The sequence below is a fragment of the Nocardiopsis protaetiae genome (assembly GCF_045446735.1).
GTDB classification, from domain to species: domain Bacteria; phylum Actinomycetota; class Actinomycetes; order Streptosporangiales; family Streptosporangiaceae; genus Nocardiopsis; species Nocardiopsis protaetiae.
In genome coordinates this window covers 1-17,804 of the sequence record NZ_JBJJBV010000136.1, presented here as the reverse complement: position 1 = coordinate 17,804, position 17,804 = coordinate 1, and the positions used below count along the sequence as shown (strand labels likewise).

Below are 17,804 nucleotides of genomic sequence, written 5' to 3'. Positions count from 1 at the left end.
CCCGGCAGGCCCTCGGCCCCCTCCGGCGGGGGCCGAGGGCCCCGCGCAGGCCCCGGCCGAGGACGGAGGCGATCACCGCACGCGGAATGTGCCGGTCCGGGACCCCGAACAGGCACACCCCGGCGCCCCCGCGCCCCACCGCGTTGAGGGCGTCCCCCGGCCCCGGTCAGACGACGGTGAGGGGGAGCATCGGCCGCCCCTCCGCCGAGTCGTTGATCTGGATCTCGGTCCCCATGCTGGGGCACACCCCGCAGTCGTAGCAGGGGTTCCAGCGGCAGTCGTCGACCTCCAGCGACTCCTCCCCGTGCAGCGAGTCCTGCCAGTCCTGCCACAGCCACGAGCGGTCCAGTCCCGCGTCCAGGTGGTCCCAGGGCAGCACCTCGTCCTCGTCACGCTCGCGGACGGTGTACCAGTCGACGTCCACCGGGTACTCGGCCAGGCCGGCCTCGGCGGCCTTGGTCCACCGGTCGTAGGAGAAGTGCTCGCTCCAGCCGTCGAACCGGCCGCCCGAGCGCCACACCTCCTCGATGACCCGGCCCACCCGGCGGTCGCCGCGGGACAGCAGCCCCTCGATGATCGACGGCCGCCCCTCGTGGTAGCGCAGCCCGATGGCCTTGCCGTAGGTGCGGTCCGAGCGCAGCCGGTCGCGCAGCTTGCGCAGCCGGGCGTCCACCACCTCGTGCGAGGTCTGGCCCGCCCACTGGAACGGGGTCTGCGGCTTGGGCACGAACCCGCCGATCGAGACCGTGCAGCGGATGTCCCTGCGCCCGGTCACCTCGCGGCCGGTGCGGATGACCGTGGTGGCCAGGTCCGCGATGGCCAGCACGTCCTCATCCTCCTCGGTGGGCAGCCCGCACATGAAGTACAGCTTGACCTGCCGCCACCCCGCCGCGTAGGCGGCGGTGACGGTGCGGATGAGGTCCTCCTCGGTGACCATCTTGTTGATGACCCGGCGCATCCGCTCGCTGCCGCCCTCGGGGGCGAAGGTCAGCCCGGAGCGGCGCCCGTTGCGGGTGAGCTCGTTGGCGAGGTCGATGTTGAAGGCGTCCACCCGGGTGGAGGGCAGCGACAGCCCGGTGTTGGTGCCCTCGTAGCCGTCGGCCAGCTCCTTGGCGATGTCCTTGATCTGGCTGTGGTCGGCGCTGGACAGCGACAGCAGCCCCACCTCCTGGAACCCGGAGTTCTTCACCCCTTCCCGGACCATGGAAGTGACGGTCTCCTTGTTGCGCTCGCGCACCGGCCGGGTGATCATCCCGGCCTGGCAGAACCGGCAGCCGCGGGTGCAGCCGCGGAAGATCTCCACGCTGTAGCGCTCGTGCACCGACTCCGCGGTGGGCACGATCGGCTTCTTGGGGTAGGGCCACCGGTCCAGGTCCATGACGGTGTGCTTGAGGACGGTCTCGGGCACCCCGGGCCGGTTGGGCGTGTACGCGGCGATGCGCCCGTCCCCGTGGTAGTCCACGTCGTAGAAGCGCGGCACGTACACCCCGCCGGTGGCGGCCAGGCGCAGCAGCAGCCCGTCGCGCCCCCCGGGCCCGCCCTCCTCCTTGAACTCGCGGACGATCTCTGTGACGGCCAGGCTGATCTCCTCGCCATCGCCGAGCACCACCGCGTCCAGGAAGTCGGCCATGGGCTCGGGGTTGAACGCCGAGTGCCCCCCGGCCAGCACGATCGGGTGCCCCTCCCGCCGGTCCGCCGTGCGCAGCGGGATACCGGCCAGGTCCAGCGCGGTGAGCAGGTTGGTGTAGCCCATCTCGCTGGCGAAGCTGACCCCGATGAGGTCGAAGGCGCCCAGCGGCCGGTGGGCGTCCACGGTGAAGTGCGGCACCCCGTGCTCGCGCAGCAGGGCCTCCATGTCCGGCCAGACCGCGTACGCGCGCTCGGCCAGCACCCCCTCGCGCTCGTTGAGGACCTCGTACAGGATCTGCACGCCCTGGTTGGGCACGCCCACCTCGTAGGCGTCGGGGTACATCAGCGCCCAGCGCACCCGGGTGTCGTCCCACTCCTTGACGACGGAGTTGAGCTCACCGCCCACGTACTGGATGGGCTTGCCCACCCGTGCCAGCAGGGGCTCCAGTCGCGGAAAGAGGCTTTCGACGGTCATGGGTCTGGAGACTTTCGATCGACGGACGGGGACCAAGCTGCCCTTTCAGGCTACCGGCGCCGCCGCTCCCGGCCCGGGTTTTCCACAGGCTCTCTTCGAACCCCGGCATCTCCTCCGCCCCGGGCCCTACTCGAACCCCCGGTCCCGGGAGTTCACCCCGAGCACCAGCCCCAGCGCCAGCAGGTTGGCCAGCAGCGCCGTACCGCCGTAGGACACGAACGGCAGCGGCAGCCCGGTCACCGGGACAATCCCCAGCCCCATCCCGATGTTGATGAAGGTCTGGAACCCGAACCAGGACGCCACCCCCACGCACAGCAGCCGCGGGTAGGGCTGGTCGCAGCCCAGGGCGATGCGCAGGATCCGCCACAGGATCACCGCGAACAGGCCGATGACCAGCCCGGCCCCGACGAACCCCAGCTCCTCCCCGGCGACCGTGAAGATGAAGTCGGTGTGCTGCTCGGGCACGAACCGGCCGTGCGTCTGCTCCCCCTTGAACAGCCCGGTCCCGTCGAACCCGCCCGACCCGACGGCGATGAGCGCCTGGTTGGAGTTGTACCCGGCGCCCTGCGGGTCCGCCGACGGGTCCACCAGCGTCGCGATGCGGTCCAGCTGGTAGGGCTCCAGCATGTCGAACCACCACACACAGAACCCGGCCACCACCCCGGACAGCAGCATCCCGGCCACCCAGAACACCGGCGCCCCGGACAGGGTCAGCATCCCCAGGAAGATGACCCCCAGCACCAGCGTGGTCCCCAGGTCCGGCTGGAGCATGACCAGGGAGAGCGGCACCGCGAGCGCCAGCAGGCAGAACAGCACGTCCCGGGTCATCGGCCGGGTCTCGCCGTCGCGGGGCTCCCCCAGCAGGGTGGCCAGCACCAGGATGAGGCCCACCTTGGCCAGCTCACTGGGCTGGAACTGGAAGCCGCCCACCACGATCCACCCGCGCGAGCCGTTGATGACGGCGCCCAGCGGTGTCAGCACCAGGATCAGCGCGACGACGGTGACGACGAAGACGATGGGCGCGTACGCGCGGACCGTCCGGTAGTCGACGGCGGCCACGGCCAGGCACACCGCCCAGCCCACGGCCAGGTGGGCCAGGTGTTTGCGCAGGTGCTCGGTGGAGTCCAGCGGGTTCCCGCCGTCACCGGGCTGGGTGGCCGACCACACCAGCAGGCAGCCGATCGCGCACAGCGCGGCCACCGCCGCCATCAGGACCCAGTCCAGCCGGCGGGCGGCGCCCGCGGCGGTCACCGCGGTGCGGCCCAGGTCGAGCCCGCGCGGGGCGTGTACGGTCATGCGTCACCGGTCCAATACGTCGATCACGGCCATCGGTCACCGGTCCAGCGGGTCGATGGAGCCGTCGGGCCGCACCACGGGCAGGTCGGCGCGGGGCTTGCCGCCGGGCAGGGCCGGCTCGTCGAAGTCCCCGAACCCGTAGATGCCCTCGTAGATCTTGCGGGCGATGGGCGCCGAGGTGGCGCCACCGGTACCGCCCTGGGAGACGAACACGACGACGGCGAACTGCGGGTCGTCGGCGGGCGCGTAGGACACGAACCAGGACGACACCTGCCGGTTCTGGCCGTCGGCGCTACCGGTCTTGCCCGCGACGGACACCTTGTCCTGCGGGAAGTCCCCGAAGGCGCCGCCGCCGGTACCGGTCTTGGTGACCTCCTCCAGGGCGTCCTGGAGGTAGCGGATGGTCTCGTCCTTCACCGGCACCTTCCCGGCGACGACCGGCTCGATCTCCTCCACGACGCTGCCGTCGGCGGAGACGAGCGCCCGCGCCACCCGGGGCTCGTACACGGTGCCGCCGTTGGCGATGGCGGCGTAGGCGCGCACCAGCTGGAGCGGGCTGACGAGCACGTCGCCCTGGCCGATCGCGAAGCTGACGGCCTCACCGGCCCGCCACTGGAACCCCTCCACGCACTGCTCGTAGGCCAGGAGCTTGAGGTAGGAGGCGTGCGACGGGTTGGTCTTGGCGATCTCGGGGTAGCCCTCCTCGCCGCGGCGGCAGTTGGTCTCCCGGGTCTCCTCCCAGAAGGTGCGCTTCCACTCGCGGTCGGGGATGCGCCCGCTGGTCTCGTAGGGCAGGTCGATGCCGGTGGGGGAGCCGAACCCGTATCCGCGGGCCATCGCGGCCATGGCCTCCTTGGGCTCGCCCTCGGGTTCGAGGCCGCCGTCCTTGAGCCAGAGCTGGTAGCCGAAGTTGTAGAAGATCGTGTTGCAGGAGACCACGATGGCCCGGTGCAGGTCGATGGTGCCGTGCCCGCCGCCCGCGTAGTTCTCGTAGTTCTGTCCGGCGATGTTGACCGACCCGGGGCAGGCGTAGGTGCTGCGCAGGGAGTAGCCGTTCTCGACGGCGGCCGACAGCGACGACACCTTGAACGTGGAGCCGGGCGGGTACTGGCCCTGGACGGCGCGCGATAGCAGAGGTTCCCCGGCCTCGGCGCTGAGCAGTTCGTCGAAGGTCTTCTGGTCGATGCCGCCCTGCCAGATGGCGGGGTCGTAGGTGGGCAGGCTGGCCATGGCGACGATGCCGCCGTTGCGCACGTCCATGACGATGGCGGCACCGGAGTCGGCCTTGTACCGGGGGCGGGCGCCCCGCATGCCCTCGGCGAGCGCCTCCTCGACGATCTTCTGCACGCCCATGTCCAGGTGGGTGACGATGTGCATCCCGGCCTCGGGCGGCTGGTCGGAGATGACGTCCATGACCTCGCCGTGGTTGTTCACGCCCAGGGTGCGCACGCCGGCGGTGCCGCGCAGCTGCGAGTCGTAGACGGCCTCCAGGCCGTCGCGGCCGACCTGGTCGATGCCGGTGAACTGGGTGCGCAGCTCCTCGCGGGCCTCCAGCTCCTCCTGGGTGACGGGCTGGAGGTAGCCGAGGATCTGCCCGGCCCGGGCGCCGTTGGGGTATTCGCGGACGGCGTGGGCCTGGGCGGTGATGCCGGGGAAGTCGTCGGAGCTCTCCATGATCTGCAGGGCGATGGACGGCTCGATGTCCTCGGCCAGGGTGACGGGCTGGTAGGGGGAGCCGGGCCAGCAGGGCCGCTCCACCTCGGGTCCGCACAGGCGCATGCGCTGCTGGAGTTCCGCCGTCGGGACGTCGAGGACCTCGGAGAGGTCGGACAGGACCTGTTCGCCGCCGTCGGGCATGCCCATGAGCTCGTGGTAGTCGGCGGAGACGACGAGTTCGGTGCGGTTGGCGACCATGGGGCGGCCGGTGGCGTCGAGGATCTGGCCGCGGGTGGCGGGCACGACGAGCCGCTGGTGGTGGTTGGCGACGGCCAGGTCCCGGTAGTGGTCGGCCATCGGGATCTGGAGGTACCACAGGCGTGCGCCCAGGACGGCGAACAGGGCGACGACGACGATCTGGGCGAGGACGAGGCCGGCCCGGCCCAGGCGCGGGCCGGGCAGGGTCGGGTCCACCGGAGGTCGGCGCACGGTCACCACCCCCGGGGGGACATCGGCCCCTGGACGGTGGCGAACTCGTGGTCCGACAGGGCCTCGCGCAGCCACAGCAGGGGCAGGGTCACCAGCGGTGCGACCAGCAGGGTGAGCCCGGCGCCGACGCCGACGGCGACCGCGACGGCGGACAGGCCGGTGCGCGGGTCCCCCATGAGGACGCCGAGCCCGGCGTAGGCCAGGCCCACGCCGAGCGCGGTGAGCAGGACGGTGCCCAGGGCGAACAGCCGCGAGGTGCGGGCGCCGACGCCGCCGGGCGCCCCGGTGTTGCGGTGGATGAGCGACACCAGGTATCCGGCCAGGCACAGGATCAGGGCGTAGCGGCCGATCGCGTGGTCGGCCGGCGGCAGCACGTCCAGGGCCAGGCCGATGCCGAACCCCCAGCCGGCGGCGGCCGCGGGGCCGGTGGTCAGGGCCAGGGCGACGACGGCGGCCACCGCCAGGTCGGGTCCGGGGCCGCCGTCGGAGAGCGCGCCGAACGGGAGCCGGTTGACGACCACCGCCTGGACGAGCACGACCGCGGCCACCGAGAGCAGGGTCACGGCGGACCTCATGGCTACTTCTCCCTCTCGGGTGCGTCGGGCTTGGGCGGGAGCACGGAGTCCCTGGGGTCCTCGGCCGGACCGGCGACGACGACGCCGACCAGGTCCAGGGAGGCGAAGTCGACCGCGGGCGCCAGGACCGCGAGGCGGCTGAGCGCGCCCGGGGCGACCTGCACGTCCTCGACGGTGCCGATGGGCACCCCGGGGACGAACGGCGCCCCTTCGTGGGAGCCGAGGGTGACCAGCCGGTCCCCGGCCTCCACGGGCGCCTCCATGTCGAACAGCTCCAGGGTGAGGTCGGCCTCGGGCCCGCCGGGCACGGTGCCGCCGGTGACGACGCCGATCTTGCGGGTCGACTCCAGGCGGGCGCCGACCGCCGAGGTGACGTCGGTGGCGAGCAGCACGGTGGCGGTGCGCGGGCCCGCCTCGATGACCCGGCCGACCAGCCCCTGGCCGTTGACGACGGTCATGTCGGTGGTGATCCCGGACTCGGTCCCGGCGTCGATGGTGGCGACGTCGGCGTAGCCGCGCGGGGTGGTGCGGGTGACCGCCTGGGCGGGGACGATCTCGTAGCCGCCCATCCCGGACAGGTGCAGCAGCTCGTCCAGGTCGGCGGCGCGGCCCTCGTCGAGGCGGGCGGCGTGCAGCTCCTCCTTGAGCTCGGCGTTGGCCGCTTCGAGTTCGGCGATGCGCGCGGAGGCCTCGGGGGCTCGCCGCACGGTGTCGTAGAGGCCGCCGACCGGCGCGGCCACGTACCCCGCGCCCGCGGCGGCGGGGGCGAAGACCAGTTCGCCGCCCGCGCGGGCCGCCGAGGTGACCGGGTTCTGGCCGGGTCGGCCGTCCAGGACGAGCAGGACCACCGACAGGGCGACGAGCACCAGCAGGGTGATCCGGGATCTGGGGCTGTCGCGCAGCATCAGCGCCGCCGTTCGGGGACGAGGACCTGGTGGAGGCGCTCGTAGTTCTCCACGCAGGTGCCGGAGCCGATGGCGACCGAGTCCAGGGCGTTGTCCGCGACGTGGATGGGCATCCCGGTCTCGTGCAGGAGCCGCTCGTCGAGGCCGCGCAGCAGGGCGCCGCCGCCGGTGACGGCGATGCCGCGGTCCATGATGTCGCCGGACAGCTCGGGCGGGCACTTGTCGAGGCTGGTGCGGACCGCGTCGATGATGGCGGTGACGGGTTCCTCGACGGCCTGGCGGACGTCGGACTCGGCCATGACGATGGTCTTGGGCAGGCCGCTGATGAGGTCGCGGCCGCGCACCTCGGCGTGCAGTTCCTCGGCCCCGGTCGGGTAGGCCGAGCCGATGGCGAGTTTGAGCTCCTCGGCGGTGCGCTCCCCGATCATCAGGGAGTACTCCTTCTTGACGAAGGTCATGATCGCCTGGTCGAGCTCGTCGCCGCCGACCCGGATGGACTGGGAGGTGACGATGCCGCCCATGGAGATGACGGCGACCTCGGTGGTGCCGCCGCCGATGTCGACGACCATGTTGCCGGTGGGCTCGTGGACGGGGAGCCCGGCGCCGATGGCGGCGGCCATGGGCTCCTCGATGATGTAGACCCGGCGGGCGCCCGCCTGGTACCCGGCCTCCTTGACCGCGCGGTGCTCCACGGACGTGATGCCGCTGGGGACCGCGACGATGATGCGGGGCTTGGCGAAGTGGCGGCGGCGGTGGATCTTCTGGATGAAGTAGCGCAGCATCCGCTCGGTGATCTCGAAGTCGGCGATGACGCCGTCCTTGAGCGGGCGGATGGCGGTGATGTTGGTCGGTGTGCGGCCGATCATCTGTTTGGCCTCGATGCCCACCGCGACGATCTTGCCGGTCGAGGTGTTGAGGGCGACGACCGAGGGTTCGTTCAGGACGATGCCGCGGCCACGCACGTACACGAGCGTGTTGGCGGTCCCCAGGTCGACGGCCATGTCCCGGCCGAGAAAAGCAAGGTTGTTCGGCATGTAACGTCCTCAGAGGCGCCGTGACGGACGTGGTTGCCCGGGGCGACCATACGTAGTCGTTCCGGCACGATAGGTATTCAGTCCCCCGTATGGTAACGGTCGGCACTTACCTGGTTACGCAAACACACCGAATCGTTGTCTTCCCCTGGTCCGCGGCGCGCAGACGGCAGGAGCGGGGGACGGGGGACGGCGCGGGAGCACGTCGAAGACGACAGCCTAGCTCCGCGATCCCCGCCCCGGCGGGGATTCCGCACAATCGCCGCCCCGTGCAGCACGAAGGGCCGCCCCCGCCGGGGGCGGCCCTTCGGCCTTGGTCCTCGAACGATCCGGGATCAACCCAGGTCGGGGAAGAACAGCTTGATCTCGCGCTCGGCGGAGTAGGTGGAGTCCGAACCGTGCACGATGTTCTGCTGCACCTCCAGGGCGAAATCGCCGCGGATGGTGCCCGGGGAGGCGGTGACCGGGTCGGTCGCACCGGCCAGGGCGCGGAACGCCTCGATGGCGCGCTCGCCCTCGACCACCAGCGCCACCAGCGGACCACCGGTGATGAACTCCACCAGCGAGCCGAAGAACGGCCGCTCGGAGTGCTCCTCGTAGTGGGTCCTGGCGGTCTCGGCGTCGAGCGTGCGCAGCTCCATCGCGACGATCCTCAGGCCCTTGCGCTCGATGCGCGAGATGACCTCGCCGACGATGTTGCGGCGGACGCCGTCCGGCTTGATGAGAACGAGGCTGCGTTCCACGTGCGATTCAACTCCTCGGTGGACTTCCGCGTGGCGCGAGGGCACGACGCCCACGGCGTCGGTGCACGCGGAAACGTGCGTCACACTATCGCGTTCAGGGCTCCGACGAGGCACCGACGGCGGTCTCCGCCTCCCGGGCGGCCTCGGCCTCGGCCCGCGCCCGGTGGGCGGCCTTCATCTCGTCGGTCCGCCGGCCCAGGATGACACCGGTGACCCACAGGGACACGAAGACCACGGCGACCAGCATGCCGCCCGGGAGCATGAACGAGGTGAACAGGAACGCGGCCTGGAGCGCCCAGGAGGCGTAGTGGGCCCAGCGGTACTTCTGGAGCCCGGCGAGCACCAGGGCCGCGACGGCCATGGTGCCCCACAGGCTTCCGGCGAAGGCGGGGTCCATACCCGCCAGGGTCACGGCCACGGGGATGAAGAGGCCGATGACGATGACCTCGAAGGCCAACACGACGGCGCAGACGACACGCACGGTGGGAATTCCCTTCGTAATGAGAAGCGCCGGCCCGCTACTCCCCCGCGCCGCGCAGCAGGTGGACCGCGTCTCCCGCGGTGACCACCGAACCGGTGACGAGCACCCCGGAGCCGCCGAACTCGCCGTCGTCCTCGGCCCGGCCCACGGCCAGGTCGATCGCGTCGTCGAGTCGGGGCGCCAGGTGGACGCGGTCCTCGCCGAAGATCCGCACCGCGATGGCGGCCAGGGACTCCGGGTCGAGGGAACGGGGTGAGGAGTTGCGGGTGACGACGATCTCGTCGAGCAATGGTTCCAGGGGATCCAGGATCCCTTCGACGTCCTTGTCGGCCATGATCGCGACCACGCCCACCAGGCGGGAGAAGCCGAAGGCCTCTTCCACGGCGGCGGCCGTCGCGATCATTCCGGCCGGGTTGTGCGCGGCGTCCGCGATGACGGTGGGGCTGGTGCGCACCACTTCGAGACGCCCGGGGGAATCGACTCCGGCCAGGGCCTCGGCGACGATGGCGGGGTCCAGGCCGGCCGTGTCCTCGCCCGTGGCGGCGAACGCCTCGACCGCGGCCACGGCCACGGCGGCGTTCGATGCCTGGTGGGCGCCGAACATCGGCAGGAACAGGTTGTCGTAGCTCGCGGTGAGGCCCTTGACGGCGATCTGCTGACCGCCCACCGCCACCTCGCGGCCCAGCACCCCGAACTCCAGGCCCTCGCGGGCCACTCGGGCGCCGACCTCGGACGCGTTGCGCAGCAGGACCTCGGCCGCGGCCACCGGTTGCTGGGCGACGACCGCGACGGAGTCGGACTTGATGATGCCCGCCTTCTCCTCGGCGATGCCCTCGACGGTGTCGGGCAGGTACTCGGTGTGGTCGATACCGATGGGTGTGATCACCGCGACGTCGCCGTCCACCACGTTGGTGGCGTCCCAGCGGCCTCCCATGCCCACCTCGACGACGGCGACGTCGACCGGGGTGTCGGCGAAGACCGCGTAGGCCATCACCGTCAGGATCTCGAAGAACGACAGAGGTGCGTCGTTCATCGCGTCGGCCATCTCGATGTAGGGGCGGATGTCGTCGAAGGTCTCGACGAACCGCTCCTGCGAGACGGGTTCTCCGTCGACGACGATGCGTTCCCGGACGGTGCGCAGGTGCGGGCTGGTGTAGCGGCCCGTGCGCAGGCCTCGGGCGCGCATGAGCGCGTCGATCATGCGGGCGGTGGAGGTCTTGCCGTTGGTGCCCGTGACGTGGATGACCCGGAAGTTCCGCTGTGGATCGCCCAAGAGGTCCAGCAGGGTGCGGACGCGGTCCAAACGGGGGTCGATGTCGGTCTCGGGTGCCCGGGCGAGGATCTGCGCCGTCACTTCGGCGTAGCGCGCGTCGGCGCGTTCCTCACTCACGGCTGCTGAGAGATCGGGGTCGGGGTGTACACACCGCGTCAGTGTACGCGTCCCCGCGGGGGTGTGACCTCCGGGTACGGGGTCCGGACCGCGATATAACCGGGACCATACTGGGGGCATGCCCGACCTTGACCCTTTCTTCTCCGAGTGGTCCGGCCGCGCCGCCGGCTCGACCCGCAGCCTGGAGCGCGCCCGGGAGCTGATGCGCGCCCTGGACCTGGACGGGGACCGGCCGCCGGTGCTGGGGGTGGTGGGGTCCAAGGGCAAGGGGACCACGGCCACCACGGCCGCGGCGGCGCTGTCCTCGGCGGGTCTGCGGACCGTGCTGGCCACCGGGCCGAGCTTCCGCTCCTACCGGGAGCGGGTGCGGGTGGACGGGGCCTCGGTCTCCGACGGGGTGCTGGACGCCCTGGGCGCGCGGATCGACCGGGCCCGGCGTTCGCTGCCCGGTCCGGCGGAGTCCGGCGGGTACCTGGCGCCGAGCGGGCTGTTCCTCGTCGCCGCCCTGCTGCACGCCCGCGGGATCGGCGCCGACGTGTGCGTGCTGGAGGCCGGGATGGGCGGCCACCGCGACGAGTTGCGGCTGATCGGCCCGGAGGTGGTCGCCCTTGGTGCGGTCTTCGCCGAACACATAGGTGTTCTTGGGGGGACCGTGACCGAGATCGCCCGGGAGAAGACCCGGGTGGCCGGGGAGCGCACCCGGAGTCTGGTCCGGCTGCCGCAGACCCCGGAGGTCGCCGCGGCCGTGGACGCCGCCCTGGCCGAGGCGACCGGCGGCCGGGTGCGGGCCGAGATCGCCGACCCGCGGGAGCCCGGGACCGAGCCGCCGGCGGAGCTGCGCCCGCCGGGGCTGTCGGCCGCCTCGGGGGTGCTGGGCACGGCCGCGGCCGCCCGGATGCTGGAGCACCTGGGCCGTGGCCCGCTGGACCCGGACCGGCTGCACGCGGTGCTGCGCACCCTGCGGCTGCCCGCCCGGCTGTCGCGGCACCCGGTGCCCGGCGCGGCCGGGGCCGAGGTCATCGTGGACTCGGCGATCGACCGGGTGGGGGTGGCCGCGGCGCTGGACCACGCGCGCGCCGCCTGGGGCGGGGTGGACCACGTGCTGCTGTGCCTGCCCGACCACAAGGACGTCTCGGGCGCGGTGGCGGTGCTGGGCGATCTGCCGGTGACCATGGTGCGGCTGCCCGAGGCGCACCTGCGGTTCGAGTACGCCCCGCCCGCGCACTGGGGCCGGGTGGACGCCGCCGACCTCTCCCCCGCCCGGGTGGCCGCCCTGGGCGGCCGGGTGCTGGCGCTGGGCACGGTCTACTTCACCGGCCGGATGACCGAGGTCCTGGACGTGCCCACGGACCGGCTCTTCGGCCGGCCCGCCGCCCTGTGAAAGCACGGGGGCGGGGGCGGCGCCGGTGCACCGCCCCCGCCCCTCACTCGCCGGGTGGGGCTACTGCCGAGGCCTAGCGGCCGGGGCGGTAGCTCTCCTGGCCCTGCGGGTTGAGCTCGTCGAACTTCACGCGCTCGGCCGCCCGCAGACGCGGGTCGGTGATCTTCAGGACGTCCAGTCCGCGGACGATGTCGTTGGAGTAGATGTAGCCGTTGTAGTAGTAGGTCGACCAGGTGTTGTTGTCCAGGACACCGGGCTCGACGCGGGAGTCCACGTCGAAGAAGGCGATCTCACGCGGCTTCTTGGGGTTGTTGAAGTCCATGACGGACACGCCGCCCTGGTACCAGGACTGGACGAAGAAGTCCTGGCCCGGGACCGGGATCAGCGAGCCGTTGTGGGCGACACAGGTCTGCGTGGTCCCCTGGTGCCGGTCGATCTTGTAGTAGCTGGCGAAGTCCAGCTCCGGCTGGCCCTGGTTGAGGCCCTTGATCGTGAAGATCGCGTTGGCCCCGCGGTTGGGCCCGATCGCCTCGGTGCAGGTCGGGGCACCGCCGCCGCCGAGCTCGTCGGTGAACAGCACGTTCTTGGCGTCGTTGGTGAACGTCGCCGAGTGCCAGAACGCGAAGTTCGTGTCCTGGACGACCTCGGTGACGACCGGGTTGAGCGGGTCGGAGATGTCCATCAGGATGCCGTCGCCCATGCACGCGCCCGCGGCGATGTCCTTCTCCGCGTAGACGGTGATGTCGTGGCAGCCCTGGGTGGGCAGCAGCAGGCCGGGCTGGCTGTGGTTGCCGCCGTCCGGGAACAGGACCGGCTCGTTGACGATCGCGGCCGAGGCCGGGTCGTCGTGCGGCACCTCGATGATGGAGATCTTGTCGTGCGGCGGCTGGCAGTTGGGGAAGTTCGCCGACGGCGAGTACGACGACACGTAGATGAGGTCGCTCTCGCCGTCCTTGCTCGGAACCAGCGTGTTGGTGTGCGAGCCGCAGTCGGTGCGCACGGCGGCCACGTACTGCGGGTTCGCCTTGTCCGAGATGTCGAAGATCCGGACGCCCTCGAACCCGTTGGGGTCGGTGACGGGCACGGCGGGGGCGCCGCACTGGTCGCTGGCGCGCGGGGAGTCGACGGACACGTAGAGCAGGTCGCCGCTCACCGACACGTCGCCCTGGCTGCCGGGGCAGAGGACCTCGGTGAGGACCGAGGTGTTCTCCGGGTCGGAGATGTCGTAGATGACGAAGCCGTCGTAGTTGCCGCCGATGGCGTAGTCACCGGTGAACGCCAGGTCGGAGTTGGTGCCTCGGACGGCGGAGGGCTTGGGCACGTAGGCCACGTGCTCGATGTTGGGGCTGTGGATCGAGTCGGCCGGGGGCGTGTCCGCGTGAGCGGTCGCCGGGCCGAGCAGACCCACGAGCAGGGAGGCCGCTGCGGTCGCCGCCAGTGCGACGGTGCGGTGCAGGCCCCTCCTGGTGCGTGGTGCGGGCATCGGGACTCCTGTGCACTAGGGGGCGGTCGGGGGAGTTACGTGAAGAGACCGCGGCGTGCACGGCCGCGGTCCCTCTCACGTCACCCGTCCCGGCCCGGTGCGGGCCGGGGGGCTTGCGCTCGGGTCAGCGGCGGCCGGGCCGGTACTCCGGCTGCGACTGCGGGTTGAACTCGTCCATGGGGACGCGCTCGGCCGCGCGGACCCGCGGGTCGGTGATCTTGATGACGTCCAGGCCCCGGGTGATGTCCGAGGAGTAGACGTAGCCGTTGTAGTAGTAGGCCGACCAGGAGCCGCCGAGCACGAGGGTGTTCTCGTTGATCGGGGCGCGGTCGAAGTAGCCGATCTCCTTCGGCTTGGCCGGGTCGTTGAAGTCGATGACGGAGACGCCGCCCTGGTACCAGGACTGGACGAAGAAGTCCTGGCCCGGGACCGGGATCAGCGAGCCGTTGTGGGCGACGCAGTTCTCCGTGGTGGACTGCACGCGCGGGATCTTGTAGTAGCCCTCGAAGGACAGCTCGGGCTCGGCGTCGGTGCCGCCGATGGTGTAGATCGCGTTGGCGCCGCGCTCGGAGGCGATGGTGTCCAGGCAGGTCGCGCCGCCGCCACCGCCCAGCTCGTCGGTGAACAGCACCGTCTTGCCGTCGTTGGTGAACGTCGCCGAGTGCCAGAACGCGAAGTTGGTGTCGCGCACGACGTCGGTGACGACCGGGGCGGCCGGGTCGGAGATGTCCAGCAGGATGCCGTCGCCCATGCACGCGCCCGCGGCGATGTCGAGCTTGGGGTAGACGGTGATGTCGTGGCAGCCGCTGGTGTTGGTGTAGCCGCCGTCCGGGAAGAGGACGGGGGCGTCGATCACCTGGGCGGAGGCCGGGTCGTCGAGGGGGACCTCGATGACGGAGATCTTGTCGTGCGGCGGCTGGCAGTTGGGGAACGTCGCCGACGGGGAGTACGAGGAGACGTAGATGTACTCGTGCTCGCCGTCCTTGCCCGGGACCAGGGTGTTGGTGTGCGAGCCGCAGTCGGTGCGCACGGCCGCGACGTACTGCGGGTTCGCCTTGTCCGAGATGTCGAAGATCCGGATGCCCTCGAACCCGTTCGGGTCGGTGGTGGGCACGGCGGGGGCGCCGCACTCGTCGCTGGCCCGGGCGTAGTCGACGGAGAAGTACAGCAGGTCGCCGCTGACCGACACGTCGCCCTGGCCGCCGGGACACAGGACCTCGGAGACGATCTGCGGGTCCTGCGGGGTGGAGATGTCGTAGATGACGAACCCGTTGTAGTTGCCGCCGATGGCGTAGTCGCCGACAAACGCCAGGTCGGAGTTGAAGTCGCTCATCGCCGCGGTCTTGGGGACGTTCGCGACGTGCGTGATGTTCGCGCTGGTCTCGGCGTCGCTGACGAAGGTCTGGTCGGCGGACGCGGCGGAGGGCGCGAGGAGGGACGCGACGAGGGCTCCGGCCCCGGCGAGGGCGACCGTTCCCTTCTTCAGCGCGGATCTCCACGAACGCGGCGGGGAGGTTGGCACGGGGGACGACGCCATGGGGGCTCCTGTTCGGATGTGTCGTTAAACAGGAAGAAAGTACACACTTCAACATCTATCTGTATAGGGGGGAACAAAAGAAACACACCGGTTAACACACTGTCCACACGACCCGATCCGGCTACGCACGGTGCCTAGGTTCCTGCGGAGGCGGGTGGCGTGCCGGACCGGTCGGCGATGTGCCGGATTCCAGGGTTTCCCCTGTTCGCCGTGGCCGTTACGGATGGTGCTGATGTCCGGAAAAGGACGGTTGCGACTGGGGGTTGAACTCGTCCATGACCACGCCCTGTGCCTGTTCCAGGCGCGGATCGGTGAGCCGGAGCACGTCGATCCCGTGTCGGATATCGGACGAATAGACATGCCCGTTGTAGTAGTACGCCGACCAGGAACCGGCGGTGCGCAGGGCCTGCGGGTCCCAGGGCCCCCGGTCGAAGTGGCCGATCTCCACCGGGTGGTCGGGGTCGGTCAGGTCGATGACGGAGACGCCGCCCTGGTACCAGGACTGGACGAAGAAGTCCTGGCCCGGAACCGGGATCAGTGAACCGTTGTGCGCCACACAGTTCTCGGTTTCGGTCTGATGACGCGGCAGTTTGTAGTAGCTCCTGAAATCGAGTTCCGATCGGTCCCCCACACCATTGAGCGCGTAGATCGCATTCGCCCCGCGTTCGGGCCCGACCCCCTCGGTGCAGACCGCCCCGCTCCCCCCGCCCAGCTCGTCGGTGAACAGCACGTACCGGGCGTCGTCGGTGAACGTCGCCGAGTGCCAGAACGCGAAATTGGGGTCCCGCACCCGGTCCAGCACCCGCGGCCGCACCGGGTCGGAGATGTCGAGCAGCAGCCCGTCGCCCAGGCAGGCCGCGGCCGCGATGCCGCGTTCGGGGTAGGCCGTGATGTCGTGGCAGCCGGTGGTGGACTCGGCGCCGCCGTCGGGGAACAGCACCGGCTCCGCCACCACGCGGGCGGCCGCCGGGTCGGCCAGGGGCACCTCGATCACGGCGACCTTGTCGTGCGGGGGCCTGCACTGGGGAAAGCGCTCCGAGGGCGAGTACGAGGAGACGTAGACGTACTCGTGCTCCCCGTCGGCCCCCGGGACGAGGGTGTTGGTGTGCGAGCCGCAGTCGGTGCGCACGGCCGCGACGTACCGCGGGTTCGCCTTGTCCGAGATGTCGAAGATGCGGACGCCCTCGAACCCGTCGGGGTCGGTGGCCGGGACCGCCGGCGCGCCGCACTCGTCGTTCGCGCGCGGGTAGTCCACCGAGAAGTACAGCAGGTCCCCGCTGACCGACACGTCGCCCTGGCCGCCCGGGCACAGGACCGTGGACACCACCGAGGGGCGGGTCGGGTCGGAGATGTCGTAGACGGCGAACCCGTCGTAGTTGCCGCCGACGGCGTGGTCGCCGGTGAAGGCCAGGTCGGAGTTGAAGGCGCCCTCCCGGTCCAGCGGCGCGGGCCTGGGCAGTCCGCCCACCCGGACCACCCCCTCGGCGGAGACGTCCCCGTCCTCCGCGACGGTCGCCGCCCCGGGGACCGCGGCCGTCGCGGCCAGCACGAACGCGGCCGCACCGGCGCCGCCCCCGCGCAGGAGCGCGCGGCACGGCCCTTCCCGTCGCCCGGTCTCCTCGCCCACGACCCACCTCCGACACACAGAGCAACAAATCGCCTACTTTGTGTTGTACTCCTCTGGTAAGCCCTGGACCAGGAGAAACACCGCAAGGCGTGCACACGCACCAGATGCGACAGACGGGACACCCGGGGCACGGGGAGTGAACAAAACGGTGGAGACACGCGGCCAAGGGTGGACAAAACACCCGGGGAGTGAGTAGAAAGCCCAGCAGAGCGTTCTCCTCCGGCCGGGCCCACCGCGCCGGGGGCGGCGCAGAGCCCCCGGGCCCGCCCCACACCCCCGTTCCTTGGAGGACACCCCGTGCGTCGCCTGGTACTCGCGGCAGGAACCGCTCTCGTGCTCCTGGGAGCCTCGGCCTGCACCGGGGAGGACGCGCCGCAGGAATCGGCGAACGTCATCGCCCCCGGCGCCCCCGGGGAGTCGTCCTCCCCGGCCACCGCCGAGCAGATCGCCGCCCTGGCCGAGGAGCAGGGCCACAACGAGGCCGACGTCGTCTACCTCGTGAAGATGATCGAGCACCACGCCCAGGCGCTGGACATGGCCGACCTGGCACCCACCCGCCACCAGCGGGCGGGCATCGGCGGTATCGCCGAGCGGATCAGCGCCGCCCAGGGGCCGGAGATCACCGCCATGGAGAGCTGGCTGGAGACGAACGTCTTCGGCCCGGCCCGGGAGAACCCCGCCCACCAGAACTTCTGCGGCCTGGAGGGCGACGGCACCCACCACGGCGAGGGCGAGGTCCCGGCCTGCGACCTCCAGGTGGACCACGAGGACATGCCGGGCATGGTCTCGGAGGAGGACATGGCGCGGCTGGAGGCCGCCGACGGCGACGAGTTCGACCGGCTGTTCGTGGAGCTGATGACCGCCCACCACCGGGGCGCGGTGGCGATGGCCGAGGAGGTCCTGGAGTTCGGCAAGGACCAGACGGTGATGAAGATGGCCAACGACCTCATCGCCGAGCAGAACACCGAGATCGAGCGCATGGAGGCGGTCCTGGAGAACGAGGACTGATCCCGCCCACCACGGATGCACAAAGGGATGGTGCCCTCCCCGGGGAGGGCACCATCCCTTTGTGCTTCTCGGCGCGTACTGTTCGAGTTCGAGCGGCC

At 71.2% G+C, this 17,804-nt stretch carries 14 protein-coding genes; 2 read left to right on the top strand and 12 right to left on the bottom strand.

The genetic code is table 11. The features are described 5' to 3' along the window. Positions 1–166: 166 nt before the first annotated feature. The 9 genes from ACJOT3_RS20370 to ACJOT3_RS20330 form a co-directional block, all read right to left on the bottom strand. Positions 167–2,104 (bottom strand): TIGR03960 family B12-binding radical SAM protein, encoded by a 1,938-nt coding sequence (locus ACJOT3_RS20370; RefSeq protein ID WP_406974547.1) that lies wholly within the window; start codon positions 2,102–2,104, stop codon positions 167–169. A 126-nt stretch (positions 2,105–2,230) separates the two neighbouring features. After that, positions 2,231–3,400 (bottom strand): rod shape-determining protein RodA, encoded by a 1,170-nt coding sequence (gene rodA, locus ACJOT3_RS20365; protein ID WP_406974545.1) that lies wholly within the window; start codon positions 3,398–3,400, stop codon positions 2,231–2,233. A 36-nt stretch (positions 3,401–3,436) separates the two neighbouring features. Continuing rightward, complete coding sequence (gene mrdA, locus ACJOT3_RS20360) at positions 3,437–5,545, bottom strand: penicillin-binding protein 2 (protein ID WP_406974543.1); 2,109 nt, start codon at positions 5,543–5,545, stop codon at positions 3,437–3,439. A gap of 2 nt (positions 5,546–5,547) precedes the next feature. Further along, the gene (locus ACJOT3_RS20355; protein WP_406974541.1) at positions 5,548–6,120 is read right to left on the bottom strand and encodes a rod shape-determining protein MreD; all 573 of its coding nucleotides are present in this window, start codon (positions 6,118–6,120) and stop codon (positions 5,548–5,550) included. 2 nt (positions 6,121–6,122) lie between these two features. Beyond that, positions 6,123–7,025, bottom strand: a complete 903-nt coding sequence (mreC, locus tag ACJOT3_RS20350; protein WP_406974539.1) for a rod shape-determining protein MreC — start codon at positions 7,023–7,025, stop codon at positions 6,123–6,125. Continuing rightward, positions 7,025–8,059, bottom strand: coding sequence for a rod shape-determining protein (locus ACJOT3_RS20345; protein WP_306366513.1), 1,035 nt, complete (start codon positions 8,057–8,059; stop codon positions 7,025–7,027). Before ACJOT3_RS20345 ends, mreC begins: the two co-directional genes overlap by 1 nt. A 332-nt stretch (positions 8,060–8,391) precedes the next feature. Further along, complete coding sequence (ndk, locus tag ACJOT3_RS20340) at positions 8,392–8,799, bottom strand: nucleoside-diphosphate kinase (protein ID WP_406974537.1); 408 nt, start codon at positions 8,797–8,799, stop codon at positions 8,392–8,394. Between the two features lie 94 nt (positions 8,800–8,893). After that, positions 8,894–9,280 (bottom strand): DUF4233 domain-containing protein, encoded by a 387-nt coding sequence (locus tag ACJOT3_RS20335; protein WP_406974535.1) that lies wholly within the window; start codon positions 9,278–9,280, stop codon positions 8,894–8,896. 37 nt (positions 9,281–9,317) lie between these two features. Then, the gene (locus tag ACJOT3_RS20330; RefSeq protein ID WP_406974533.1) at positions 9,318–10,670 is read right to left on the bottom strand and encodes a bifunctional folylpolyglutamate synthase/dihydrofolate synthase; all 1,353 of its coding nucleotides are present in this window, start codon (positions 10,668–10,670) and stop codon (positions 9,318–9,320) included. Positions 10,671–10,788: 118 nt separating this feature from the next. Between ACJOT3_RS20330 and ACJOT3_RS20325 the strand changes: the two genes are divergently transcribed. Next, entirely contained in the window at positions 10,789–12,051 is a 1,263-nt protein-coding gene (locus ACJOT3_RS20325; RefSeq protein WP_406974532.1) for a hypothetical protein, read from the top strand. Between the two features lie 73 nt (positions 12,052–12,124). Here ACJOT3_RS20325 and ACJOT3_RS20320 read toward each other — a convergent pair whose 3' ends face one another. From ACJOT3_RS20320 to ACJOT3_RS20310, 3 genes are all read right to left on the bottom strand, one after another. Beyond that, entirely contained in the window at positions 12,125–13,534 is a 1,410-nt protein-coding gene (locus tag ACJOT3_RS20320; RefSeq protein WP_406974530.1) for an LVIVD repeat-containing protein, read from the bottom strand. A 124-nt stretch (positions 13,535–13,658) separates the two neighbouring features. Continuing rightward, positions 13,659–15,071, bottom strand: a complete 1,413-nt coding sequence (locus ACJOT3_RS20315; RefSeq protein ID WP_406974528.1) for an LVIVD repeat-containing protein — start codon at positions 15,069–15,071, stop codon at positions 13,659–13,661. Positions 15,072–15,288: 217 nt separating this feature from the next. Continuing rightward, entirely contained in the window at positions 15,289–16,698 is a 1,410-nt protein-coding gene (locus tag ACJOT3_RS20310; protein ID WP_406974526.1) for an LVIVD repeat-containing protein, read from the bottom strand. Positions 16,699–16,995: 297 nt separating this feature from the next. Here ACJOT3_RS20310 and ACJOT3_RS20305 point away from each other — a divergent pair, with 297 nt between their 5' ends. Next, the gene (locus ACJOT3_RS20305; RefSeq protein WP_406974524.1) at positions 16,996–17,706 is read left to right on the top strand and encodes a DUF305 domain-containing protein; all 711 of its coding nucleotides are present in this window, start codon (positions 16,996–16,998) and stop codon (positions 17,704–17,706) included. Positions 17,707–17,804 lie beyond the last annotated feature (98 nt).